The 23,625-nt window shown below is 59.0% G+C and carries 19 protein-coding genes and 2 pseudogenes; 16 read left to right on the top strand and 5 right to left on the bottom strand.

The features are described 5' to 3' along the window. The first annotated feature begins 38 nt into the window (after window positions 1-38). The 5 genes from E4Q08_RS25720 (at window position 39) to E4Q08_RS10270 (ending at window position 6,620) form a co-directional block, all read left to right on the top strand. Window positions 39-1,148, top strand: coding sequence for a type I secretion system permease/ATPase (locus tag E4Q08_RS25720; RefSeq protein WP_308240100.1), 1,110 nt, complete (start codon window positions 39-41; stop codon window positions 1,146-1,148). A gap of 46 nt (window positions 1,149-1,194) precedes the next feature. Further along, entirely contained in the window at window positions 1,195-2,922 is a 1,728-nt protein-coding gene (locus E4Q08_RS10285) for a type I secretion system permease/ATPase (RefSeq protein ID WP_034919930.1), read from the top strand. Between the two features lie 37 nt (window positions 2,923-2,959). Further along, the gene (locus E4Q08_RS10280; RefSeq protein ID WP_034919932.1) at window positions 2,960-4,309 is read left to right on the top strand and encodes an HlyD family type I secretion periplasmic adaptor subunit; all 1,350 of its coding nucleotides are present in this window, start codon (window positions 2,960-2,962) and stop codon (window positions 4,307-4,309) included. Between the two features lie 2 nt (window positions 4,310-4,311). Then, window positions 4,312-5,637: a TolC family outer membrane protein gene (locus E4Q08_RS10275; RefSeq protein ID WP_169070318.1), complete on the top strand. Its 1,326-nt coding sequence runs from the start codon at window positions 4,312-4,314 to the stop codon at window positions 5,635-5,637. Window positions 5,638-5,858: 221 nt separating this feature from the next. After that, window positions 5,859-6,620 carry a glycosyltransferase family 2 protein gene (locus E4Q08_RS10270; RefSeq protein WP_169070317.1) on the top strand — a complete coding sequence of 254 codons (762 nt, stop codon included), beginning with the start codon at window positions 5,859-5,861 and terminating at the stop codon, window positions 6,618-6,620. 3 nt (window positions 6,621-6,623) lie between these two features. Here the strand turns inward: E4Q08_RS10270 and E4Q08_RS10265 are convergent, their stop codons facing one another. After that, a complete protein-coding gene (locus E4Q08_RS10265) occupies window positions 6,624-7,283 on the bottom strand; it encodes a BUD32 family EKC/KEOPS complex subunit (RefSeq protein ID WP_169070316.1) in 660 nt (219 codons plus the stop codon). Window positions 7,284-7,479: 196 nt separating this feature from the next. Between E4Q08_RS10265 and pyrF the strand changes: the two genes are divergently transcribed. Continuing rightward, a complete protein-coding gene (gene pyrF / locus E4Q08_RS10260) occupies window positions 7,480-8,289 on the top strand; it encodes an orotidine-5'-phosphate decarboxylase (RefSeq protein ID WP_034919915.1) in 810 nt (269 codons plus the stop codon). Here pyrF and gyrB read toward each other — a convergent pair whose 3' ends face one another. The 3 genes and pseudogenes from gyrB to dnaA all read right to left on the bottom strand — a co-directional run bounded on the left by gyrB (window position 8,290) and on the right by dnaA (window position 13,566). After that, window positions 8,290-10,758: a DNA topoisomerase (ATP-hydrolyzing) subunit B gene (gene gyrB / locus E4Q08_RS10255; RefSeq protein WP_034919917.1), complete on the bottom strand. Its 2,469-nt coding sequence runs from the start codon at window positions 10,756-10,758 to the stop codon at window positions 8,290-8,292. Window positions 10,759-10,828: 70 nt separating this feature from the next. Continuing rightward, a pseudogene (gene dnaN / locus E4Q08_RS10250) lies at window positions 10,829-11,960 on the bottom strand (DNA polymerase III subunit beta). A 211-nt stretch (window positions 11,961-12,171) separates the two neighbouring features. Beyond that, on the bottom strand, window positions 12,172-13,566 hold the full coding sequence (gene dnaA, locus E4Q08_RS10245; protein ID WP_034919920.1) for a chromosomal replication initiator protein DnaA: 1,395 nt from the start codon (window positions 13,564-13,566) through the stop codon (window positions 12,172-12,174). A 308-nt stretch (window positions 13,567-13,874) separates the two neighbouring features. Between dnaA and rpmH the strand changes: the two genes are divergently transcribed. The 10 genes from rpmH (at window position 13,875) to E4Q08_RS10195 (ending at window position 23,209) form a co-directional block, all read left to right on the top strand. After that, window positions 13,875-14,009 carry a 50S ribosomal protein L34 gene (gene rpmH, locus E4Q08_RS10240; RefSeq protein WP_169070315.1) on the top strand — a complete coding sequence of 45 codons (135 nt, stop codon included), beginning with the start codon at window positions 13,875-13,877 and terminating at the stop codon, window positions 14,007-14,009. Continuing rightward, on the top strand, window positions 14,006-14,404 hold the full coding sequence (gene rnpA, locus E4Q08_RS10235; protein ID WP_034919922.1) for a ribonuclease P protein component: 399 nt from the start codon (window positions 14,006-14,008) through the stop codon (window positions 14,402-14,404). Before rpmH ends, rnpA begins: the two co-directional genes overlap by 4 nt. A 4-nt stretch (window positions 14,405-14,408) precedes the next feature. Continuing rightward, window positions 14,409-14,618: a membrane protein insertion efficiency factor YidD gene (gene yidD / locus E4Q08_RS10230; RefSeq protein WP_169070314.1), complete on the top strand. Its 210-nt coding sequence runs from the start codon at window positions 14,409-14,411 to the stop codon at window positions 14,616-14,618. A 27-nt stretch (window positions 14,619-14,645) separates the two neighbouring features. Next, window positions 14,646-16,322: a membrane protein insertase YidC gene (gene yidC / locus E4Q08_RS10225; protein WP_034919925.1), complete on the top strand. Its 1,677-nt coding sequence runs from the start codon at window positions 14,646-14,648 to the stop codon at window positions 16,320-16,322. Beyond that, a complete protein-coding gene (gene mnmE, locus E4Q08_RS10220; RefSeq protein ID WP_169070313.1) occupies window positions 16,288-17,658 on the top strand; it encodes a tRNA uridine-5-carboxymethylaminomethyl(34) synthesis GTPase MnmE in 1,371 nt (456 codons plus the stop codon). Before yidC ends, mnmE begins: the two co-directional genes overlap by 35 nt. A 171-nt stretch (window positions 17,659-17,829) precedes the next feature. Next, window positions 17,830-19,128, top strand: a complete 1,299-nt coding sequence (locus E4Q08_RS10215; RefSeq protein WP_169070312.1) for a tyrosine-type recombinase/integrase — start codon at window positions 17,830-17,832, stop codon at window positions 19,126-19,128. 190 nt (window positions 19,129-19,318) lie between these two features. Further along, on the top strand, window positions 19,319-20,212 hold the full coding sequence (locus E4Q08_RS10210) for a DUF4338 domain-containing protein (RefSeq protein ID WP_169070311.1): 894 nt from the start codon (window positions 19,319-19,321) through the stop codon (window positions 20,210-20,212). Then, window positions 20,209-21,402, top strand: a complete 1,194-nt coding sequence (locus tag E4Q08_RS10205; protein WP_169070310.1) for a transposase family protein — start codon at window positions 20,209-20,211, stop codon at window positions 21,400-21,402. Before E4Q08_RS10210 ends, E4Q08_RS10205 begins: the two co-directional genes overlap by 4 nt. Before the next feature lie 456 nt (window positions 21,403-21,858). Continuing rightward, window positions 21,859-22,923, top strand: coding sequence for a hypothetical protein (locus tag E4Q08_RS10200; RefSeq protein ID WP_034917929.1), 1,065 nt, complete (start codon window positions 21,859-21,861; stop codon window positions 22,921-22,923). Then, a complete protein-coding gene (locus tag E4Q08_RS10195; RefSeq protein WP_034917925.1) occupies window positions 22,913-23,209 on the top strand; it encodes a type II toxin-antitoxin system HicA family toxin in 297 nt (98 codons plus the stop codon). The genes E4Q08_RS10200 and E4Q08_RS10195 overlap by 11 nt, the downstream gene beginning before the upstream one ends. Window positions 23,210-23,332: 123 nt before the next feature. Here E4Q08_RS10195 and E4Q08_RS10190 read toward each other — a convergent pair. Next, window positions 23,333-23,625: pseudogene (locus E4Q08_RS10190) on the bottom strand (IS1634 family transposase); the annotation flags it as partial.

Here is a 23,625-nt window from a genome sequence, read left to right as displayed (position 1 = left end):
GCACGCTGCGCAACGCGCAGGTGATCGAGGCGATGGGAATGCTGCGCAGCATCCATCAGCGCTGGATGAGCAAGCAGCGCAGCTTCCTGTGCCTGCAGGCAGAAGCCTCCGATCATGCGGGCGCCAATGCCGCGCTCTCCAAGATGCTGCAGACCACCCTTTCGGCCGCACTCCTCGGTCTTGGTGCCTGGCTGTCGGTCAGGGGAGAGCTGGCGGGTGGCAGCGGCATGATGATCGTCGCCTGGGTGCTGGGGCCGCGGGTACTGGCACCGCTGGTGCAGGTGGTCATGCTCTGGAAGAGCGTCGTCACTGCGCGGGACGCCTATCAACGGCTGGACAAGCTCCTGCAGGCCTTGCCCGAGCGCCAGAAAGGCATGCCCCTGCCAGCACCCAAGGGCCAGCTCGCGGTGGAAGGTTTGATCGCCTCGGCCCCTGGTGGTCAGGTGGCGATCATCCGCGGGGTTTCCTTCAGCGTCCCTGCTGGACAGATTCTGGCCATCGTCGGCCCTTCGGCGTCCGGAAAATCGACTCTGGCACGCCTGATGGTGGGCATCTGGCCGGCAGCGAACGGCAAGGTACGGCTCGATGGCGTCGATGTCCATCCCTGGAACAAGGAGGAGTTGGGGCCTCACATCGGTTACCTGCCGCAGGGCATCGAGCTTTTCGGTGGCTCTCTTGCCGAGAACATCGCGCGCTTCGGGGAGGTGGACATGGATCAGGTAGTGGCCGCAGCGCGAGCAGTGGGACTGCACGAGGCGATTCTGGCGCTGCCGGACGCTTACGAAACGCTCATCGGCGACGATGGTTGTTTTCTTTCCGGCGGCCAGCGTCAGCGCGTGGGGCTGGCACGCGCCATTTATGGCAACCCCAAATTCGTCGTGCTCGATGAACCGAATTCCAGCCTCGACGAGGCCGGCGAAGCGGCCCTGGTGAATACCTTGCTGGGGCTCAAGGCACAAGGCACCACCCTGATCGTCATCACCCATCGCACCAGTGTCCTGGCTGCTGCAGACCTGATGCTGGTGTTGCGCGATGGACAGGTACAGATCGCCGGGCCGCGTGACGAGGTGCTGGCGGCTCTGCACAAGGCGGCAGCGGCGCCGGCTGCCACACCTTCGGCTGGTCTTGCTGCCGCCCCCGCCGCGTAACGGTCCGCAAGCGACTTCCAGATTCATCTACGATCTACGGCTCACCATGAAAACACCTTCCTTTTTTCAGCGAAGCGAACTGACGGCCACCCTCTGGTCGTTCCGGCGAGAATTCCTGGTCGTCGGGATCTTCAGCCTGGTGATCAATCTGCTGATGCTGACTCCGACCATCTACATGCTGCAGGTCTATGACCGGTTCATGACCGGCCGCAACGAATCGACCTTGATTGTGGTCTCCCTGATTGTCCTGTTTCTGTTCGCCGTGATCGCCTTTGCCGAATGGTCGCGTTCTCGCCTGCTGGTTCGCCTGGGCGTGCGCCTGGACGAACGACTCAACAGCCGGGTGTTCAATGCCTGCTTCGAATCGCATCTCAATCAGAGTCGGGACAACCCGGTAGAGGCTTTTTCCAATCTCACCAACGTTCGCCAGTTCATTACCGGTAATGGCATCTTCGCCTTCTTCGACGCACCCTGGAGTCCGATTTACCTGCTGGTGCTGTTCCTGCTGCACCCCTCACTGGGCTTCCTTGCCCTGGTATTTGCCGGCATCCTGACCGGGGTGGCGGTCTTCAGCCACCGGGTGACCCAGGGCCCGACGCAGAAGACCTCGGAAGCCGGGGTCAAGGTGGCGGTGTATCTGCACAGCAAGTTGCGCAACGCCGAGGTCATCGAATCTCTGGGCATGCTGGGCAACCTGCGGCAACGCTGGCTGGGCCACCATCAACGGCATATGTCTCTGTATTCGGCATCACAGGATCGGCAGCGGCGCATCCAGGCCTTGAGCAAGTTCATCCGCTACAGCCAGCAATCCTTGATGCTGGGCGCTGGTGCCCTGCTGGTGATCAAGGGCGAACTGACCACCGGCGGCATGATTGCGGCGAATGTACTGATGAGCCGCTGCCTGCAACCGATCGATGGCATTGTCGGTAGCTGGACAGGCTGGCAATCGGCCCGCAAGGCCTTCGAAGCGCTGGAGTCCTTGCTGCGCGATCATCCCGAGCGGCCGGCCGGCCTGATCCACGAGGCGCTACGCGGCTCAGTGCGCATCGAGAACCTCGTGGCGACAGCGTCGAATCGTGCACAACCCATCCTCGCGGGGCTCACTGCCGAGTTTCCCGCGGGGGAAGTGATTGCCATCGTCGGCCCGTCCGGCTCCGGAAAATCCACCCTGGCACGTTGCCTGGTGGGTATCTGGCCGGAACTCCAGGGCCGGGTTCTGCTCGATGACAAAAACATCGAAAGCCTCGACCGGGAAGAACTGGGACCATTCCTTGGCTACCTTCCACAGGACGTCGAGCTTTTCGAAGGCAGCGTTGCGGAAAACATCGCCCGCTTCGGCGATATTGACTCGACCAAGGTCATCGAAGCCGCGCAAAGAACCGGCATTCATGACATGATCCTGCGCTTCCCGCGGGGCTACGACACGCCAATGGGTGAGGCCGGCAGCTTCCTTTCCGGAGGGCAGCGGCAACGCATCGGTCTGGCACGAGCGCTGTATGGCAATCCCAGCCTGATCGTACTCGACGAACCGAACGCCAATCTGGACGACGTAGGTGAAGCGGCGCTGATCCACGCGATACTGGATCTGAAGGCCCAGGGCAAGACGGTGATCTTCATTTCCCATCGCATGAACATTCTCGCCGTCGCCGACCGGATACTGGTTCTGGACAATGGTGTGATCCAGACGTATGGCACACGCCAGCAGGTGATGGCTGCTACGCAGCCGCGGACAGCCGTCCAGAGTGCTGGCGTTCTCACTCCTCAACCCGCTTAATTACTGATTCAGGACCATCGTTATGGCTATTCGCAATATGTTGAATCGTCTCCAGGGGCCCAAGGCCTTGCCCATGACCCTTGAAGGGGGAGCTGATCTGCCGATGGATACCGGCCATCCGATGCGTGTCGGTCTGTGGGTGCTCGGACTGGGCTTCGGTGGCTTCCTGCTGTGGGCTGCCCTGGCACCGCTGGACCAGGGTGTGCCGACCAGCGGGCAGGTGGTGGTGACCGGCAATCGCAAGACGGTGCAAAACCTCGCTCCAGGAATGGTCGACGCCATCCTGATCAAGGACGGTGACGAGGTCAAAGAGGGCGACGTTCTGCTTCGACTTGACCCGACACAGGCACGCTCGCAGTATGAGGTGGCGCGCGCCCAATGGTTGGTGGCGAAAGCCGTCGAAGCGCGACTGCTGGCCGATGTTCAGGGCCGTTCGGAGATCACTTTCCCCGAAGATCTGTTGAAGTACAAGGACGATCCGCGAGCGGCCAGTGCGATGGCCATTCAGACGCAGTTGCTGCGTTCCCGCCGCGCTGCCCTGCAGGCTGAACTTGGCGCCATGGAGAATACGCTGGCGGGCCTGCAGTCCTCTGCCACCGGCCTGGAGGCCACCCGGCGTGCCAAGGAACAGCAATCGAAGCTGCTGCTCGAGGAACTGAAGGGCCTGCGGGAGATGGCGGCAGAGGGCTACCTGCCACGCAACCGCCTGTCCGAGCAGGAACGGCTGCTGGCACAACTCGGTGGTGCGATCTCCGAGGATCTGGGAAATCTGGGGCGTACCCAGCGGAGTATCGGCGAAATCCGGATGCGCATGCTGGCGCGCCAGCAGGATTACCACAAGGAGGTCGAAAACGGACTGGCCGAGATCCAGAAAGAGGTCAGCGCGCTCGACAGCCGCCTCAAGGGACTTGCCTTCGACCTGGCCAATACGGAGGTCCGCGCCCCCAAGGAAGGCGTCATCGTTGGTCTGAAAGTGCATACCATCGGCGGTGTGCTGGCCTCGGGCACCCCTTTGATGGATGTAGTGCCAAAAAACGAACCATTGCGTATCGATGTCATGATTCCCACCACCTTGATCGACAAGGTCAAGCCGGGTTTACCGGTGGACATCATTTTCCCGGCTTTCAATCAGAAGGTGACGCCCAATATTCCGGGCAAGCTTGACCAGGTGGCCGCCGATGCGACGAACGATCCGCAGGGCAGAATGCCACCATACTACCTCGGGCAGGTGGTGGTGACCCCGGAAGGGATGAAGAAGCTGACGACGCACGAGATCAAGGCGGGAATGCCTGCCGAGGTGATCATCAAGACTGGTGAGAGGACACTGCTCAACTATATCGTCAAGCCGCTGCTGGATCGGGCGAAGCCCGCATTGACCGAGGAATGAGCATGAAAAAATGGACTGTCACGCTGACCGGCTGCGCGCTGGCGATGATGACTTCGGGGGTACTCGGCGCAGGCCTGCTGGACGCGTATCAGGCGGCTCGGCAAAACGATCCGACCTTCCGGGCGGCCCGCTACGAGCGGGACGCCGGCCAGTACAATTATGACATAGGTCTGGCAGGCCTGTTGCCGAATGTTTCGATTGCAGGCTCTTACTCGAAGACCACCGGAGATCGGTCGTCGACAGTGGTCAATGTGACCCAGCAGCTGGATTACCACTACACGTATACCACCATCGCTCTGCGGCAGCCACTGTTCAATTATGAGAGCTTCGTACGCTACCAGCAGGGCAGTGTCCAGGTCGCCTACAGCGATGCGGTGTTTGACCGGAAAGCGGCGGAAATGGCCGTCAAGGTCTCGGCCGCCTATTTTGATGCTTTGCTGGCCCTCGACAAACTGGCACTGGCTGATGCGGAAATCACGGCTTATGGTGCGCAGCGCCAGCTTGCCGAGCGCCGTCGGAAGGGTGGCGAAGGTACCGTGACCGAGGTTGCCGAAGCGGATGCCAGGCTTCAGCTTGCGCGCGCGAATCGCGCCGACGCACTCGATGGGGTCGCGGTGACGATGCGTAAACTCGAAGGCATGACCGGTACGCCAATGGGAGAACTCTGGATTCTGCGGCCGGATTTCATGCCGAATGGCGTACAGCCGAGCCAGCTTGACGAATGGAACGTGCTGGCACAGGAAAACAATCCGGAGATTCGCGCTCAGCGCAAGGCGTACGAGATGGCCAGCCTGGAAGTGAATCGCAATCGCGCCGGCCATCTACCGCAGGTCGACTTCGTTGCGCGTAACGTACGAACGGAGAATCAGACGGTCGACACGCTCAATCAGAAAATCAACACTAATTCTTTTGGCATAGAGCTCAATATTCCGCTGTTTGCGGGAGGCCGGGTCAATGCCCTGACCGGGCAGGCGGTGGCCAACCGCGAGCGTGCCCTGGCTGAACTGGATGCTACCGTGGACAATGTTCTGGTCGAGGTCAAGCGCCAGTTCATGGCGGTCGAGACGGGTGCCAGCAAGGTCAGAGCCTATCAGGAGGCGGTCAATTCCAGCGTGGTGGCAGCCGAGGGAACGAAGCGTGGAATGGCGGCCGGCATTCGGACCAATACCGATGTTCTCGACGCCGAACGTCAGATGTTCGTTGCCAAACGGGATCTCGCACAGGCCAGGTACCAGCTCCTGGTCAGTACGCTACAGTTGAAAACGTCAGCGGGTGTCCTGTCGGAAAAGGATATCGTCGAGATTGCGGGCTTGCTCCTGCCGCGCTAGCGACAGACCGATGCGCGCCGAACCTCTTGCCTCGGGGCCTGTGTCCGCTCCGACAGAGGGCGAATATTGCGCCGATGTCGTCGCTGTCGTGGTCACCCATAATCCGACGCAAAATACCCTGCTGACTGCGCTCGAGTCCGTGGCACGCCAGGTTTCCACCGTTGTCGTCGTCGACAACGCCTCGAAACCATCCCCCCCAGGACTGGATCGGCAAGGCCAGTGTGAACTTCCGGGCCGATGTCGAAGTGCTGGTCCAGGCGGACAATCTCGGTTTGGGTGCTGGCTACAATGTCGGCCTGGATAAGGCACGCTCGCTTGGAGCAGCATTTGTGCTCCTGCTCGACCAGGACAGTGAGCTGGAATTCGGGACGGTCATGAAGCTTCGCGCCGCTCATTTCGACCTTGCCCAACGTGGCCTGATGGCGGCTGCGGTCGGGCCACGCTATCGCGACGCCAGCGATGCTTCGCTATCGCAATTTGTCCGAGCCCGTTGCTTCCGGTTCCAGCGCGTCGACTGCGGAGAGGACGGGGGGACTGTGGAAACGGATTTTCTGATTTCATCCGGCTCCCTGCTGCCCTTGGTAGCCGTCGAAGCCGTCGGGAAAATGGACGAGGAACTGTATATCGACCACGTCGATACCGAATGGTGTTTCCGAGCCCGCTCCCTGGGCTTCGGGATTTTCGGGGTGTGTGACGCCATCATGCGGCACTCGCTCGGCGAGCGAAGAGTGGCGATCTGGTTCCTGCGCTGGCGCAAGGTTCCGCTACATTCTCCGTTCCGCTATTACTATATCATTCGCAACAGCATTCTGCTTCGTCGTAGACCCTACATGCCGAAAAGATGGAGGCAAGCGGATCTGTCGCGATTATTCCAGATGCTCTTCTTCTTCGGCCTCTTGGCACCCAACCGCCTGGCAAATCTGCGCATGATGTGGTGCGGGCTGCGAGACGGCATGAAAGGTGTGGCGGGCAAGCTGAACTAACGGTCATGACTTTTCCACGCATCCCCGATCATGAAAGTCATGACCTTGTTCCACAACGCCTCTGGCGTTGATCACCATGAAGAAGTCCACCCACTCGCTTTCGCCGGCAATGCCCTGCAAGCGACGGAGGTTGCGCACGCGCTGGTGCTTGCCCAGGCGACTGCTGCCGATCCGCGCATCTGCAATGTCGATCAGGCCAAAACGCCGATCAGGCATGCACACCACGTTACCCAGGTGTAGCGAACGAAAATACACACCACTCTCATGCAAGCGAATCACGAAACGGGTGAAGGCGGTCTTCAGCTCTTGTTCGGTATCCGGATCCAGCCCTTCACGGCACATCTCACGCAGCGTCTTCCCGGGCAATGGTTGGTAGTGCACGGCATCGCGAGCAATCGAGGGGATTCGCAAGACATCGATGATCTCCGGCACGGGTACGTCCCGTTTGCGGAGCGCGGCGGCGTTGTCAGCAAAACGCTGGGCATACGGATACCAGGCCGCAGAGGACAACCACCGCTTTCGCCGAAAGAGCTTGAGCATCGTTCCGTCGGCCAGTCGCAGGACCTTTTCGCCAAATCCATCGGCTTCAATGACCGATGCCCCTGCACGCATTGCCAGATAGTCTTGCTGCTCGATTATTTTCAAGGCGCTGTCCTCATTCATGACTTTCATGATCGGGGGTGTCTGGAAAAGTCATGACCGTTAATGTGAAAGTCGCGTATGCGACTCACGAATCTCCCCTCCCCCCGCGCGGGGGAGGGGTCGGGGGGAGAGGGAAACGGTCATGACTTTCATGATCGGGGGTGTCTGGAAAAGTCATGACCGTTAGAATGACGGCTTTGCGACAAGTGATCAGCCCATGAACTTCATCAAAGCCCTCAACTCGGCATGGCACGAAAACAATAGCCTGCTTTGCGTCGGTCTCGATCCCGACCCGGCGAGGTTCCCTGCACATTTGCAAAACCGGCCGGATGCCATTTTCGAGTTTTGTCGAGCCATCGTCGACGCTACCGCAGACCTGGTCTGCAGCTTCAAACCGCAGATCGCTTACTTTGCCGCGCGCCGGGCAGAAGAGCAACTCGAAGCACTGATCGATCACATTCATGTTCGGCATCCGAAGACCCCCGTGATCCTTGATGCTAAACGTGGCGATATCGGCAGCACCGCCGAGCAATACGCCATCGAGGCTTTCGAGCGCTTTCGGGCCGATGCCGTTACCATCAATCCGTACCTGGGGCGTGATTCGGTTGATCCTTATCTGGCGTATTGCGACAAGGGCATCATTCTCCTGTGTCGCACGTCCAATCCCGGCGGCAGTGATCTCCAGTTCCTCGATGTCGGCGGTGAAAAACTCTACGAAAGGGTTGCCCGTCTGGTCAGCAAGGAATGGAATACAAACGGCCAGTGCGCTCTGGTGGTCGGCGCCACCTTTCCCGGCGAAATCGCTCGGGTGCGAACCCTGACCGGTGACATGCCGCTGCTTGTTCCTGGCATTGGCGCGCAAGGCGGTGATATCGAAGCCACCGTACGCGCCGGCTGTACTGCCAGCGGCGGCCTGATCATCAATTCCTCGCGTGCCATCCTCTACGCCGGAAAAGGGGAAGACTACGCCAACGCAGCCCGCAGTGTCGCCGTGGCGACCCGCGACGCCATCAACCTTCACCGCTGATTACACGTCGATGTTTCGTGCGGCCAAGGCATTGGTTTCAATGAAGCTGCGGCGCGGCTCCACCAGCTCGCCCATCAAGGTACTGAAGATCTCATCGGCGCCGATCGCATCTTCAATCTGAACCTTGAGCAGACGGCGTACCTTCGGGTCCATGGTCGTCTCCCAGAGCTGCGCGGGATTCATTTCACCGAGACCCTTGTAACGCTGCTTGGTCACACTGCGTTCGACCTCGTTGAGCAACCACTGCATCGTTTCAGCGAAACTGCTGACCGTCTTCCGCTTTTCACCGCGGGCCACAAAACCACCGGCAGCAAAGAGCCCAGCGAGAATCTCTGCGGTTTTGCGAAGTTGTGCATAGTCACCGCTGACCAGCAGATCCTCGTCAATGACTCCGAGCTTGAGATTGCCGTGCAGTATTTTCTCGAGTCGTAGCTGCCAGCGTTCGTGGACAGTATCGTAACGCGCCACGATATTGATCCCCAACTTGCTGCCGACAGCTTTCATCAAGGCATTGGCGCTGGCCACAGCAGCGCTCTCGTCAGTCAGTTCGATCTTGAGATTGCCGTCGATCAGCGCATGCAGCACTTCCGGGTTGATCAGATGCGAGAGACGGTTGATGACGGCTTCGGCCAAGAGATATTCTCTTGCCAGCAGTTCCAGCGCGGCCCCGGAAATTTCCGGAGCACCCGCCTGTGGCGTCAGCACCGAACCCTCAAGGGCCAGGGTCAGCAGAAACTGCTTCAAGGCCTGATCGTCCTTGATATAGCGCTCGGTCTTGCCGTGCTTGACCTTGTATAGCGGTGGCTGGGCGATATAAATGTGACCACCTTCAACCAGTTCACGCATCTGTCGGTAGAAAAAGGTGAGCAGCAGCGTACGAATGTGCGCACCGTCGACGTCGGCATCGGTCATGATGATCAATCGGTGGTAACGCAATTTCTCCGGTTTGTATTCATCCTTGCCGATACCCGTACCAAGGGCGGTGATCAGGGTAACAATTTCCTGCGAGGAAATCAGCTTGTCGAAACGCGCTTTCTCGACATTCAGAATTTTTCCCTTGAGCGGTAGAATCGCCTGAAACTTGCGGTCCCGACCCTGTTTTGCGGAACCTCCGGCGGAATCCCCCTCGACCAGGTATAGCTCGCAAAGCGCCGGGTCTTTTTCCTGGCAATCCGCAAGCTTGCCAGGCAATCCAACGCCATCGAGCAGGCCCTTGCGGCGAGTCATCTCCCTGGCCCTGCGCGCCGCGTCGCGGGCGCGTGCCGCTTCAACGATCTTGCTGGTGATGACCTTCGCGTCGACCGGCCGCTCCTGCAGAAACTCGGCGAGTTTCGCCGTGACGACCTCTTCAACGGCTGGACGCGCTTCCGAGGAGACCAGCTTCATTTTTGTCTGCGAAGCAAACTTCGGGTCAGGCATTTTCACCGAAAGGACGCAGGCCAGCCCCTCGCGCATGTCATCCCCGCTGATGTCCACCTTGGCTTTCTTGGCGATTTCGTGCTCTTCGATATAACGGTTGATGACCCGCGTCATGGCGGCGCGCAGACCAGTCAAATGAGCGCCACCATCGGCCTGGGGAATGTTGTTGGTAAAGCAAAGCACCTGTTCAACATAGCTGTCGTTCCACTGCATGGCCACTTCGACGCTGATCAGGCCGTTGACGCTGAGCGAGTCGCCGCCAGCATGAAAAATATTCGGGTGCAGAACCGATTTCGTGCGATTGATGTACTCTACGAAGCCTTTGACGCCGCCCAGGAAGGCAAAATTCTCTTCCTTGCCGGTGCGCTGGTCGTTCAGACGAATCTTCACGCCATTATTCAGAAACGAAAGCTCGCGCAAGCGTTTGGCAATGATCTCGTAATGAAATTCGACCTGTCCAAAAATCTCCTCGTCGGCCATGAAGTGCAATTCCGTGCCGCGCTTCTCGGTATTGCCGACCACCTTGAGCGGCGATACCTCGACTCCCTTCTGGACTTCGATCAGACGATCGACGAGCGCTCCCCGATTGAATTCCAAAAAGTACTTCTTGTGCTCACGGCGGATAGTCAGGCGGAGCCATCGGGAAAGCGCGTTGACGCAGGAAACACCGACCCCATGCAGACCGCCGGACACCTTGTAAGAATTCTGGTTGAACTTGCCGCCGGCGTGCAGCACGCACATCACGATTTCGGCTGCTGACCGTTTCGGCTCATGCTTGTCGTCGAACTTGATGCCGGTCGGAATACCGCGGCCATTGTCGCTGACGGATATCGAATTGTCGGCGTGAATGGTGATCACAATATCGTCACAATGACCTGCCAAGGCCTCGTCGATGGCGTTATCGACCACTTCAAACACCATATGGTGCAAACCGGTGCCGTCGGAAGTATCACCGATATACATCCCGGGGCGCTTGCGAACCGCCTCCAGACCTTCGAGTTGCTGAATGCTCGATTCGTCGTAGGCAAACTGCTCGTTCTCTTCAATCATTCTGAATCCAGTATCTCTTTCCTGTTAAACCTTTTAACCCGCGGTGGCTGCCAAGGTGCTCGAATTGCACTCAGATTCGCATGGGCATGACCACATACTTGAAGGACTCGTTGCCGGGGATGGTCAGTAAGGCACTTGAATTGGCGTCGTTGAAACCCCACTCGATGGTCTCGTCCGAACTGTTGTTCAGGACATCGAGGAGATAGGAAACATTGAAACCGACATCGAGCGGCTCACCGTTGTAATCGACTTCGATCTCTTCCTGCGCTTCTTCCTGCTCGGCATTGGCAGCCATGATCTTCAGGCTGCCCTCCGACAGGATGAGGCGAACACCGCGAAATTTTTCGTTGGTCAGAATGGCTGCCCTGATCATCGACTGCAACAGCGCCATGCGATTCACCGCCACGACGTTGCGCTGGGTCGCTGGAATGACCCGCTGATAGTCCGGGAATTTGCCATCAATCAGTTTCGACACCAGATTGATCTGGCCGAACTGGAAGCGAATCTGCGTCGCCATGATATCGATCGATACCGGCTCGTCGGAATCCGCCAGCAGACGACTGAGTTCAATCACCGTCTTGCGTGGCAGGATCAGTTCCTGCCGCGTTGCACCCTCCTCGACCAGAGCGCCCGCCGTGTCTTCGAGAGGCATGCTGGCGTAGGCAAGCCGATGGCCATCGGTAGCCACCGCACGCATTTCACTGGCTTCAACGAGCAGCAGTAGCCCGTTCAGATAGTAGCGGACATCCTGGCTTGCCATCGAATACTGGGTCTGCGCGAGCAAATGGCGAAACTGCTTCTGACTCACGGAAAATTTCTTGATCTCCCCCGCCGACAGAGCCATGCAGGGAAAATCCTCGGCAGGCAGGGTCTGCAGATTGAAACGGCTCTTTCCCGCTCTCACCTGCATCCGCCGGCCCTCAAGAATGAGGCTGACTTCCGCGCTTTCCGGCAAGGAGCGCAGGATCTCCTGCAACTTTCTCGCCGCAACGGTGACTGCCCCATCACCGTCACCACTGAGGTCAGCAGTGGAAGTGGTGATCTGGATCTCGATGTCCGTCGCCAGAAGTGTCAACACCCCTCCCTTTTTTTTCGAGCAGTACGTTCGAAAGAATCGGCAACGTGTGACGTCTTTCCACAATCCCGGAAACAGCCTGCAGGGGTGCCAGCAGGACGTCTCGCCGTGTTTTGGTAAGAAGCATATATATAGATCCTATAAAGACTATGGTCCGGACAAGTCTGTTGATACGTACTTATTTTTTATGTAATTCAATATATTAGCTACTAATTAACGGCTGTAGAAAGTCGGTATGTGCTTGTGGGTACAATGGGGTAACTTATCCACAGGCCCGTTTCGGGCATCTTGTCCACTCTTTGTCAGCCACTTTTCCACGGACTTTTCCTGGCGGCCCATCAGCCCTTCAGCACCTGCAGGAGAACATGCACATCATGGTTGAGCTCGTTGTCCTTGGTGCGCAGATCATCGATGGTCCGTACGGCATGCAGGACGGTCGTGTGATCACGGCCACCGAAGGCATCCCCGATGGACGGATAGCTCTGAGAAGTCAGATTCTTGGCCAGCCACATGGCGATCTGACGTGGACGAACGATCACCCGCGTCCTCTTCTTCGAGAACAGGTCGGCCACTTTCAACTTGAAATACTCTGCTACCGTCTTCTGGATGCTGTCGACAGTGATCTGGCGGTTCACCGAACCAATCACATCCTTCAGCGCCTCCTTGGCCAGATCCAGAGTAATTCCCTGCCCGTGAAACGCGGAGTAAGCGAGCACCTTCTTCAGGGCACCCTCAAGTTCCCGAACATTGGAGCGCAAGTGTTTGGCCACATAGAAGGCCACCTCGTCATCCAGCACCACTCCTTCCGCTTCCGCTTTCTTCTTCAGAATGGCCACCCGCATTTCCGTTTCCGGGGGTTCTATCTGGACCGTCAGGCCCCAGTCGAAACGGGTGATCAGCCGATCCTCGAGCCCGGAAATATTCTTCGGGTAGGTATCGGAACTGATCACGATCTGCTTTCTGGCTTCACTCAGGGCATTGAATACGTAGAAAAATTCTTCCTGTGTCCGGTTTTTGCCATTGAAGAAATGGACATCATCGAGCAGCAGGACGTCCAGCGAACGATAGTAGCGTTTGAATACATCGAAGGACTTCTGCTGGTAGGCGCGAACGACATCTGAATAGTAATCCTCGGCATGGACATAACGCACCACCTTTTCCGGATCGAGTTCCACAATCCGATTGCCGATTGCGTGGATGAGGTGTGTCTTGCCCAGACCGGCACCGCCATAGATGAACAGCGGGTTATATGTGGCTTCCCCAGGACTGATGGAGACTTGTCGGGCAGCCGCCCGAGCGAGGTCGTTGGCCTTGCCGACGACCAGGTTGTCAAAGGTGAAGGTGGCGATCAGCCGGGTTTTCTCGTAACCCGATCGGTCCTTTTCCACCGGCGAGGTTTTCCTGGACGTTGTCGTTACCGCAGCCGCAGTTCCCGCCGGCGGTGTCTTGCCTGTCGGTCCGGAACTGTCATTCCCTGTGACTGCAGTACGTTCTCCCAGGTTCAGGGTGATGTTCACTGGCGTGGAATAGTACTCACTTGCCAGTGCTTCGATGCGCGCCAGATAACGCTCCTTGACCCACTTGAGGATGAAACCATTCGGTGCCAGCAGACGCAAGCCACGTGCGATGTCGTCGTCACCTTCAAGACGAAGGGGGCGGATCCAGGTATTGAATTGCTGAGGAGGAAGTTCCTGTTCGAACTGGCTCAGACAGGAAGACCAGAAACTACTCATTGAGGCTCATGCAGCGTAATCCTGAAGTGATGCGGTAGCAGCAACCGCTCCCGATGATTGGCGTCTTTTTAGAATCAACAAGATGGATGGTGTCTCTGCCGGGAAGTTGCGGCAGGGGCGGGCCTGACTGGTGAGACCTGATGCTGCCCGGCCAGACGTGGCAGTTCTTGCCCAACTCGCTGAAGGCTAAATTCTAACCGGTTGGATGGAAGTTATCCACAGCTCCAGTAAAAATATGGTCTTGACAATCCTCTATGGGAAGCTGTCTAATGTTATGTTTTTCTTGCTTTGACTTCAAAGGTTTAACCATGAAACGTACCTATCAACCGTCGGTCGTTCGCCGCAAGCGTACACACGGCTTCCTCGTTCGTATGTCTACCCGTGGTGGTCGTGCCGTAATCAAGGCTCGTCGTGCCAAAGGTCGCCACCGCCTGGCAGTTTGAGCGGCAGGCCCTCTACCGCTGGTAATCCTGCAGTATCCGCCGCCGCTTTTCCGAAGCACTATCGCTTGATCAAAACGGATGAGTATTCATCCGTTTTTGGTTTCAGAAAGGCGCTGAAGAGCCGGCATTTCCTGCTACATTACCGCCCGCGTAGCGCTGAAGAATCCCCCGGAGCGCGGCTTGGCCTGGTCGTCGCCAAGCGCTTCCTGCGCCGCTCGGTGGATCGAAACCTTGTCCGAAGACTGGCCAGAGAGCAGTTCCGCCTGATGCGTTCCCGGCTTCGCTCAAACGATTTCGTGCTTCGCCTGGCGGCCAAACCATCAGCTCTTGACCGGCAAGCCATGGCGCAGGAAATCCAGGGTTTGTTGAGCAAGGCCACTTCATCTCGACCATGATCCGATGAAACCAATGCTGCTTGCGCTGATACGCTTCTACCGATATGCGGTCAGCCCGATGCTCGGCCGCCGTTGCCGCTTTTTTCCAAGCTGTTCCGAGTACGCAACCGAAGCTGTGGAAAGATACGGCGCCAGCCAGGGGGGGCGCCTCGCCCTGCACCGACTCTGCCGCTGTCATCCGTGGAATCCTGGTGGATTTGACCCCGTACCCTGAACAACATTCGAATCGTATAGGGCCTTCATGGATAACCGACGCCTGCTCCTCCTCATCATCTTCTCGTTTTCCTTGGTCATGCTCTGGGATGCCTGGCAGAAGTACAGCCAGCCGAAGGCTGTATCTCCAGCCGCTGTCAGTTCAGCCGAAGCGCCCGCGCCACAGCCTTCGGTGAACCTGCATGCGCCCCTTCCGGCGGCACCCGCCGCCGTGGCAAGCGCTGACAAGTCGGAAACCGTCATGGTCCGAACCGACCTGTTTGTCGCCGAGGTTGCCAAGCAGGGGGGCGATCTCGTTCGCCTCGAGTTCAACGCCTACAAGGACAGCCAGAACAAGACCAAGGACTTCGCCCTTCTTGAGGCCAAGCACCAGTATCTTGCCCAGAGTGGTTTGATCGGCGAGAGCCTGCCGAACCACAAAACGCTCTTCTCGACTGCTTCCGGCAACAGGGAACTCGCCGGTGACGCAAAGACCGTCGAGCTGCGCCTCGAAGCACCGGTGAGCAACGGTGTCAAGGTCACAAAAATCTATACGTTTACACGCGGCAGCTATCTGATCAACGTCACCCATGAGATCGAGAATGGTGGCGAGAAGGAAATCGCCGCGCACGCGTATTACCAGTTGCAGCGTGACATCAATGCACCCGAAGGCGAGAGTTCGATGGTCTCGACTTTTACCGGTCCGGCGGTGTATACCGAGCAGGAAAAATACCAGAAGGTCGCTTTTGCCGACATCGAAAAAGGCAAGGCCAAGTTCATCAGCAAGGCCGACAATGGCTGGATTGCGATGGTTCAGCACTATTTTGTCGCCGCCTGGATTCCTGAAGCAGGTCTGCCGCGCGAATTCTACATGCGCAAGCTCGAAAACAGCATCCATCCGGCGGTGTCGGCAGGGGTCATCGTACCGGCACCGGTCGCTGCGCCTGGCGCCAAGGTCGCCATTTCAGTGCCCATCTATGCCGGACCGCAGATTCAGGTCATACTTGATCAGTTGGCCAAGCCCAAGGACGAAGGCGGCATCGGAGCGCAGGGTCTGCCACTGGTGGTCGATTACGGTTGGTTGACCGTCATTGCTGCACCGATCTTCTGGTGTCTGGAAGCCATCCACAAAGTGGTTGGCAACTGGGGTTGGGCGATCGTCCTGCTGACCGTCGCCATCAAACTCCTGTTTTTTCCGCTCTCGGCGGCCAGTTACAAGTCAATGGCCAAAATGCGAACGGTCACACCGCGCCTGACCGCCCTCAAGGAACGTTATGGGGACGATCGGCAGAAGCTCAACCAGGAGATGATGGCACTCTACAAGCGTGAAAAAATCAATCCTCTGGGAGGATGCCTGCCGATCGCGGTGCAGATTCCCGTGTTCATCGCGCTGTACTGGGCCTTGCTTGGTGCCGTTGAAATCCGGGACGCGCCGTGGATCCTGTGGATCAGTGATTTGTCCGCGGCCGACCCCTACTATGTGCTGCCAGTGATCATGGTGGTCACGATGCTGATCCAGACCAAGCTCAATCCTACACCGCCCGATCCCATCCAGGCCAAGGTGATGATGATGATGCCGTTCATCTTTGGTGCGATGTTCTTCTTCTTTCCGGCAGGTCTGGTGCTTTACTGGGTGGTCAATAACCTCCTGTCTATCGCCCAGCAATGGCAGATCACAAGGATGATCGAGAGTGGCGGAAAAGCCGCCAACGACAGCAAGGTCTGAGTCGGGCAAGGCTCCGATAGCCGCCATCGCGACTGCTGCCGGTCGTGGTGGTATCGGTATCATCCGCGTCTCGGGCGCAAGCCTCATCGATTTCGCCGAAGCATTGAGCGGCAAACGACCAGCCGCCCGGTTTGCCACTCTCGGCGACTTCAAGGCTGCTGATGGCTGCGTCATCGACAGCGGGCTGCTTCTGTATTTTCCTGCACCGCATTCGTTTACCGGCGAGGATGTTCTCGAAGTGCATGCTCATGGTGGTCCGGTGGTCATGCAGATGTTGCTCATGCGCTGCCTGGAACTCGGAGCACGTCTGGCGGAACCAGGCGAGTTCACCCGCCTTGCCTACCTCAACGGCAAACTCGATCTGGCACAGGCCGAGGCGGTCATCGACCTGATCGACGCCGCGACAAGCGCTGCCGCACGCAGCGCCGTACGTTCGCTGCAGGGCGAGTTTTCGAAGGAAGTGAATCAGCTCCTCGGGCAGTTGATCGAACTGCGCTCACTGGTTGAAGCCACCCTCGATTTCCCTGATGAAGAAGTCGACTTTCTCGAAGCAGCCGATGCCTTTGGGCGCCTTGATCGCTTGCAACAGTGCCTCGGCAAGATCTTCGACCGCGCACGACAAGGCTGTCTGTTGCAGGGGGGGTTGCACGTAGTACTCGTTGGCCAGCCGAATGTAGGCAAGTCCAGCCTCCTGAATCGCCTTGTCGGCGACGAGCTGGCGATCGTCACCCCACTTCCCGGTACCACCCGTGACCTGGTCCGCAGCACCCTGCAGCTTGAAGGGATTCCGCTGCATGTGATCGACACAGCAGGCCTGCGCGAGACCGAAGACCAGATCGAGAAGATCGGCATTGAACGTACCTGGCGCGAGATCGAGCGTGCCGATGTCGTCGTCTTGCTGGTGGATGCCCGTACCGGTGCTGGCGAAGCCGAACGATCGATTGTCGCGCAACTCCCTGTTCACCTTGCCCGACTGACCGTGTACAACAAGATCGATCTCGCGTCGCGTGCGGCTGCACGTCATGAAGAAGCCGATGCCGTGGCGATCGCGCTGTGCGCCAAAACCGGCGAGGGCGTCGAGCTGTTACGCCAGGAGTTGTTGCGCATCGTCGGCTGGCACCCTGCCGAAGATGTCTTCATCGCCCGCGAACGCCATTTGCATGCACTCTCCGAAACTTGCTGCCATATGGACGCGGCACGCGAGCAATTGCCAAGGCTGGAACTTTTCGCCGAAGAACTCAGGCTGGCGCAGTTGGCGCTGAGCACGATCACTGGCGAGTTCAGCACCGATGATCTGCTGGGGGAGATCTTCGGGCGCTTCTGTATTGGAAAATAGCGAGACTGCCGGAGCGTTCCGCAACATACCACTAACCAATTGAAAGACCGTGTAAAATCGGGTTTTTTGTTCTGCTATTGGCTTGCCTGTTCCGCACCAATCCGCTTAAAATTGTTCCCATATTTGTGCCCATGGTGGCGCTGCTTCATGGGCACAAAAAGGGGGTGAGACATGGCGCTGACCGATACCAGGCTGAAGAATCTCAAGCCGGGCGACAAGGCGTATCAGGAATCGGACGGCGGCGGGCTGTTCGTCGAAGTCATGCCCGGCGGTTCAAAAGTTTGGCGTATCCGCTACCGCCTTGCCGGGAAGCAGGAGAAGCTGACCCTTGGCGAGTACCCCGCCTATTCGCTGGCCAATACCCGGCAATGGCGCGAGGCTTGTACGACGCTGGCGCAACGTGGGCTATCGTCGATGGCTTTGAAGCGTGGCGATCAGATCCCCGACGACACGCTGCCGGAAGTCACAGCACTGGCAAGCGCCTTCCTCGAGAAATGGTGTTCGCAAACGGTGGCGAGGGTGAAGGCCCAAGAGATCGAAGCCAAGGAAGCCAACACGGTGGAAGCCTTCGCCTGGCGATGGTTCGCCGAAGTTGCCGAACCTGCCAACAGCACCCCACGCAACATCAAGCGCGTCCTGGAAAAGGATGTGCTGCCGGCGATTGGCACGAAGCAGATCGTCGACGTGACCGTCGATGACGTGCTGAAGATTACCGACGCCATCAAGGCGCGCGGCGCTGATCAGATGGCGCTGCAAACCCGCAACGTGCTGAAGCGCCTGTTTGCCTATGCCATCGCAAGGCAGAAGGTGACGTTCAACCCGGCGGCGGTGGAAGCGAAATTCATCGCCAGTGCCAGAAGCCGAGATGTGGCGCTGTCGTCGGATGAAATCGGCCGGCTGCTGCGGTCGATCTACCAATCGTCCATGAAGCGGGCGCTGCACCTTCTCATTCTGTGCATGGTCAGGAAGGGCGAACTGATTGAAGCGCGGTGGGAAGAAATCGACTTCGCCAAGGCGGAATGGTCGATCCCTGGCGAACGGATGAAAAAGGACAAGCCGCACTTGGTGTCGTTGTCTCGCCAAGCCATGGCGATGTTCGAGGAACTGAAGGCGCTGGCAAGCGGTTCAGAGTGGATTTTTCCGAGTCGCGGCGACCTGCATCAACCAATTGCCCACAGTACGCTGAATGTGGCCGTGCGGGCATTGGAAATCGACGTGCGGGACTTCGTGATTCATGACTTCCGCCGGACTGCCTCAACGCACTTGCACGAGGCCGGCTTCAATTCGGACTGGATAGAGAAGGCCCTGGCCCACGAAACCAAGGGCATCCGAGGCGTCTACAACCGGGCGCAGTACGCCGACCAACGGCGGGAAATGCTGCAATGGTGGGCTGACTTCGTGGACAGCCAGATCGAGGAAGGGCGGAAAGTGATCATTGGCCGCTTCGGGAAGGCATACCGGGCGGCATGAAAGCCGGGTGCCGTGCGTGGCGGAATGCAGCCCTGACGCATGACCAGCAAAGCCCAGCCGTAGCAAGGCTTGGCGGCGAGAGGTAAAAATAACTTTCGCAAAGGGGGGCTAGACAGGCACGCGGGTTTCTGGCAGGATAAGTGGAGGACAACAGGTCTGAGCTTGAGCCGGAGGATCCGTGATGGAGGTCATGAGTACGAGGAGTTGGGTGCACTGTGGTCGCGAGTTCAGCGCCGCGGAGATTGCTGATCTGTGTGCGACAGTGGCATGGCTGCCGGGATTGCCGCGGCAGGAGTTGGCGGCAACGCTGTGCGAACATCTGGCTTGGTTCACCCTATCGGGAACACCGAAGATCCACGCCTGCCTGGAGTTCCTGGAGCGCTTGCAGACGGCCGGGTTGCTGGTACTGCCGCCCTTGCGGGCGGCGCGGCCCGTCCGTCCGGCCGCCCTCGCGCCAGCGGTGGAGGCGATTGACGAAGCACCGATTGACGGTCCGTTGCTGGCGCTCGGCCCGGTGCGCCTGGAGATCGTACGCGAGACGACCGGGGTGGCGCAGTGGGATGCGCTGGTGGCGCGCTGGCACCCGCTGGGTTTCCAGGGGGCGTTCGGTTACCGGCTGCGCTACTTCATCACGGCGGGCGACCGGCGGCTGGGCTGCGTCCTGCTGTCGGGCGCTGCCCGGGCGGTGGCCGTGCGCGACCGCTGGATCGGCTGGACGGCGCCGGCCCGCCGCGAGAACGTGGCGCGGGTGGTGAACAACAGCCGCTTCCTGATCTTTCCGCACGTCCGCGTACCGCATCTGGCCAGCCATGTGCTCGGGCAACTCGCGCGCCGCACACGCGCGGACTGGCTCGATCACTGGGGCTTCGAGCCTTGGTTGCTGGAGACCTTCGTCGATCCGCGTCACCATGCCGGCACCTGCTACCGTGCCGCCGGCTGGCAGTGGCTTGGGGAGACCAGCGGGCGCGGGCTGGCCCGCCCCGGCCAGTCGTATCACAGCACACCCCGCCAGGTGTGGGTCAAACCGCTGACCTCGGATTATTGCGACCGACTGTGCGCCGTGCCGGGGAGCACAAGGTCATGAGCAAACCCTGCCGTCGCCCGGCACGCGCCGCCATCCAGGAGCTGCGCTCAGAAAAGAAACGGCAGGAGAAAGCGCTGAACGCGAAACTGCGCGCGACGGGACAAGTTCCCCACTCCGCCGCTTCTTTGCCCAACCGAGGCTCGGCCTTGGCGACCGTCGACGAGGAACAGGAGGCCCGCGAGGACGCCGTGAGCAAACAGATGCGTCTTCTGCGCAAAGAGCTGCCCACCTTGCTCGCCCGACGGGAACCAATTCCCGACCCGAGAGACCCCAGGAAGCGCCGGCACAAGCTGACCTCGCTGCTGCTTTACGGCTTGCTGATGTTCGTCTTTCCGTTCTCCTCCCGGCGCGAGACCCACCGCGAACTATCCCGTCCGCAGTTCATGGCCAACCTCCAACTGCTATTCCCGGAGATTGATACCCTGCCACACACCGACACCCTGTTTCGGCTGCTGCGCGACATCGACCTGGAGCACCTCGAACAGGCCCACATCGATCTGGTCAAGCCGATCCGGCTACTGCTCGACGGACTCTACGCCAACGGGCCGGTGATGCAGTGCTGCCGTGACTACCACTGGCCGTTCATGATCGTGCTCCAGGACCAGGATTTGTCCACCGTCTGGCAGGAGTTCAACGCCCTGCATGCCCTGAAGCCGCAGATCCGCCAGCAACCCTGGGGAAAACGCCGACAGCACTTCACCTGGGTCAACGACATCGACTATGCCTTCGGTTCGAACGGACGTCCGCATCTCAAGCTGCACGTCGTGGTCTGTGAGGAAAGCTGGGCGCGGATCGACGAACAGGCCAGGACAGTCACCGAGACATCGCGCCACGCCTGGCTCTCCCGCCAGCCGCTCAGCCAAGACCATGTCCATGAGCGCTGCAACCTCGGTGCCCGCCATCGCTGGGGCATCGAAGCGGGCTTCCTTGTCGAGAAGCACCAGGGCTACCACTACGAGCATGCTTTTGCCCTCGACTGGAATGCCATGCAGGGCGATCACCTCCTCATGCGCCTGGCGCATGGGTTCAATACCCTGGCACGGTTCACCCGGCAGTTACGCCGCCTGTATCAAGAACTCGGTGTGCGCGGCGCCATTGCCTTCATCCGCAACTCCTGCGCCGCCCCCTGGCTCGATCCTGTGCGGATGCGTGTGCTCCTCGCCGAGCCGTTCCTGCTGCAACTCGAATAACCTTGTCCGGGCCTGCCCAAGACCGCTTCCCAAGCGCGGCGCACACCGCGCCGGGGAAGGCTCGCCTGGTGATCCTACCGGAGATCCCACACCCTCTTGCATCCCACTGACTAAGGTGATTTCCGCAAATTGCCGTACCAAGAGTCATGGTGTTAGGCCGGGCTCATGGCCAGAAAAACAAGCCGCTGCGGTAGTTGTTCGGGATCTTGATTCCCGGAAATAACCTAAACCCCCACCCACTGCGCCGCAAGCGCTCCCTGACCGCTAGCCAACCGCCATCTGACCGCCTCAGCGGCGAAAGCGGGCGTTACCGGCAAACGGGCTCGATTCGGCCGGGTCATGCATCAGGGCTGTTGTTCGGGCGTGATGGTATCGCCAATGTGACATTGTCCCTATAATTTCCCCATACGCGATCCGTTGCTTCAGCGGGTTTCTGCTTCTCGGAACAACTGACCCATGACCAACCCTGATGGAAAAGCCTCGTTTAGCCTGCATATCGAGGGCGGCATCCAGAATGGTGATGCTGTCCCGGCCGCCGTGTTGGCGCAGATTCTCAGTGGTTCTCAGCGCGCGTTCGAGCTTATCGGAACGTACGTCGAGGGGCGAACGATCCGTGAGCGTGCAAGGATTTCTGCTGCGACCCGGAGCCGTTTTCAATTGGTATGCCGCCTACCGGAGCCAGGTTGCTACGCCGTTCCGGTCGAATTAGGCGGCAAAGACCTTCTGGCCGAGCATATCGCGGCGGCCCTTGATGCTTTCCGCAAGATGATCGAGGGGATTACACGACGCGATACGGCGCGAATCAGCGCCGCATTGCCAGACCAAGGGCTACGTCACCGCGTACTGGAAGCGATAAGAGGTATGACCCCCCGCGCTGATGACAAGTGGAGCCTCACGCTATGGGATGCAGCGGGTGTCGAGTTCGGGGATCTGAACATTGAAAGCGAAGCAGTCATTCGAGAGGCGATTGTGCCGATCGAGGAACGAGAAGCTTCGCAGGTCGTAACCGGTCAGCTCACCAATATCAATTTCACCCATCGGATCGTCACGATCATTTACCCCCCGACCAAGCGCGAGATGGAGTGCGTCTACGACGATGCAGTTGAGGAGTTGTTGATCGAAAACCGGCGCGGACTGATTCAGGTCACGGGCCGAGTCGTCTTGGATGATGCAGGCGCACCGAAAAAAATCATCGACGTCAACGATATCCGGGACTTGGACTTGTCGCCGCTGGGAGTCGATACGGTCAGAGTGGGCGATCTGATGCTCAAAGCAACACGGGGCATTACGCTGGAGCCGGCGACCGACGAGACGCAGCAACTCATTTGCGTGTCTAATCGCGAATTGGGTATCGACGCCTTTGCGCGCACCCGCGAGGTGCTGGTCGGCGAACTGAATGAGCAGATCGGCATGCTATGGCAGGAATACGCGCTGGCTGCCGACGATACGCTCGACGGCGAGGCAATCAAGATGAAACAAGCGTTGCTCGCCGCGTTCAGCGAGGTGGCCCATGGCGCGTAAGCCAAACGATGTGGAAAGAAGCCTGGAGAAAAAAGGCTTTCAACGCAAAGAAGGTGATCACCATTATTTCAACTACTACACCAAGGCGGGCAAGAAAACGCAGGTGTTCACCAAGACCAGCCACGGTGTCAAGGAACTCGACGACAGCTTGCTGGGCATGATGTCCCGCCAATGCAAGCTCAGCCGGCAAGACTTTGACCGGCTCATCGACTGCCCGCTGGATCGCGATAGCTACGAGCGCAAGCTGATCGAGGTCGGAGTCGTGGAGGCTCCTCCGGTCGCCTGAGTTGCTCCGCAACCCCCTGATCGTTCTTCCCCGACGGATCTTCCCCCAGCCAGCAAGCGCAGTTATGCTGTAACTATCGGTTTTTGTTAAAAAAATAGCCGATGCCGCAAAAGCGGCGCCTGCCTACGCGGCGAGCTTGTCGGCTTTGGCCTTGAGCGGGAAGGACAGACCGATGGCGCTGAGGATTTTGGCCTGTTGATCGTCCGGGCGTGGCAGATGCGTGTGACGCTGACCGTTGCGGTCGGTGGTGTAGAGATAGGTCAATCGTCCGAGGGCCACCAGGGCGTCGTCCGGGGTGATGGCGGCGGGGTCGTCTTCGGTGCTGCCGAAGGTCTGCCGCAGAGCCGCTTCAAACCGCCGCGTGATTTTTAAGGCCAGCATCGCCACGAAGACATGCGCCTTGGTCCGCTCGGCCT

Source organism: Candidatus Accumulibacter contiguus (genome assembly GCF_012940005.1).
Lineage (GTDB): Bacteria > Pseudomonadota > Gammaproteobacteria > Burkholderiales > Rhodocyclaceae > Accumulibacter > Accumulibacter contiguus.
Note: the sequence above shows the minus strand (reverse complement) of the source record. Positions and strands in the feature narration are given on the sequence as shown.

Bases quoted from the DNA above. Each gene is read 5' to 3' on its own strand.
- E4Q08_RS10280 (WP_034919932.1), top strand. From the start codon at position 2,960: ATGTTGAATCGTCTCCAGGGGCCCAAGGCCTTGCCCATGACCCTTGAA.
- E4Q08_RS10195 (WP_034917925.1), top strand. From the start codon at position 22,913: ATGGCGCGTAAGCCAAACGATGTGGAAAGAAGCCTGGAGAAAAAAGGC.
- E4Q08_RS10265 (WP_169070316.1), bottom strand. From the start codon at position 7,283: ATGAATGAGGACAGCGCCTTGAAAATAATCGAGCAGCAAGACTATCTG.
- rpmH (WP_169070315.1), top strand. From the start codon at position 13,875: ATGAAACGTACCTATCAACCGTCGGTCGTTCGCCGCAAGCGTACACAC.
- E4Q08_RS10205 (WP_169070310.1), top strand. From the start codon at position 20,209: ATGAGCAAACCCTGCCGTCGCCCGGCACGCGCCGCCATCCAGGAGCTG.
- gyrB (WP_034919917.1), bottom strand. From the start codon at position 10,758: ATGATTGAAGAGAACGAGCAGTTTGCCTACGACGAATCGAGCATTCAG.
- E4Q08_RS10275 (WP_169070318.1), top strand. From the start codon at position 4,312: ATGAAAAAATGGACTGTCACGCTGACCGGCTGCGCGCTGGCGATGATG.
- E4Q08_RS10200 (WP_034917929.1), top strand. From the start codon at position 21,859: ATGACCAACCCTGATGGAAAAGCCTCGTTTAGCCTGCATATCGAGGGC.
- yidC (WP_034919925.1), top strand. From the start codon at position 14,646: ATGGATAACCGACGCCTGCTCCTCCTCATCATCTTCTCGTTTTCCTTG.
- E4Q08_RS10215 (WP_169070312.1), top strand. From the start codon at position 17,830: ATGGCGCTGACCGATACCAGGCTGAAGAATCTCAAGCCGGGCGACAAG.
- E4Q08_RS10285 (WP_034919930.1), top strand. From the start codon at position 1,195: ATGAAAACACCTTCCTTTTTTCAGCGAAGCGAACTGACGGCCACCCTC.
- E4Q08_RS25720 (WP_308240100.1), top strand. From the start codon at position 39: ATGCTGCGCAGCATCCATCAGCGCTGGATGAGCAAGCAGCGCAGCTTC.
- E4Q08_RS10210 (WP_169070311.1), top strand. From the start codon at position 19,319: ATGAGTACGAGGAGTTGGGTGCACTGTGGTCGCGAGTTCAGCGCCGCG.
- yidD (WP_169070314.1), top strand. From the start codon at position 14,409: ATGAAACCAATGCTGCTTGCGCTGATACGCTTCTACCGATATGCGGTC.
- pyrF (WP_034919915.1), top strand. From the start codon at position 7,480: ATGAACTTCATCAAAGCCCTCAACTCGGCATGGCACGAAAACAATAGC.
- dnaA (WP_034919920.1), bottom strand. From the start codon at position 13,566: ATGAGTAGTTTCTGGTCTTCCTGTCTGAGCCAGTTCGAACAGGAACTT.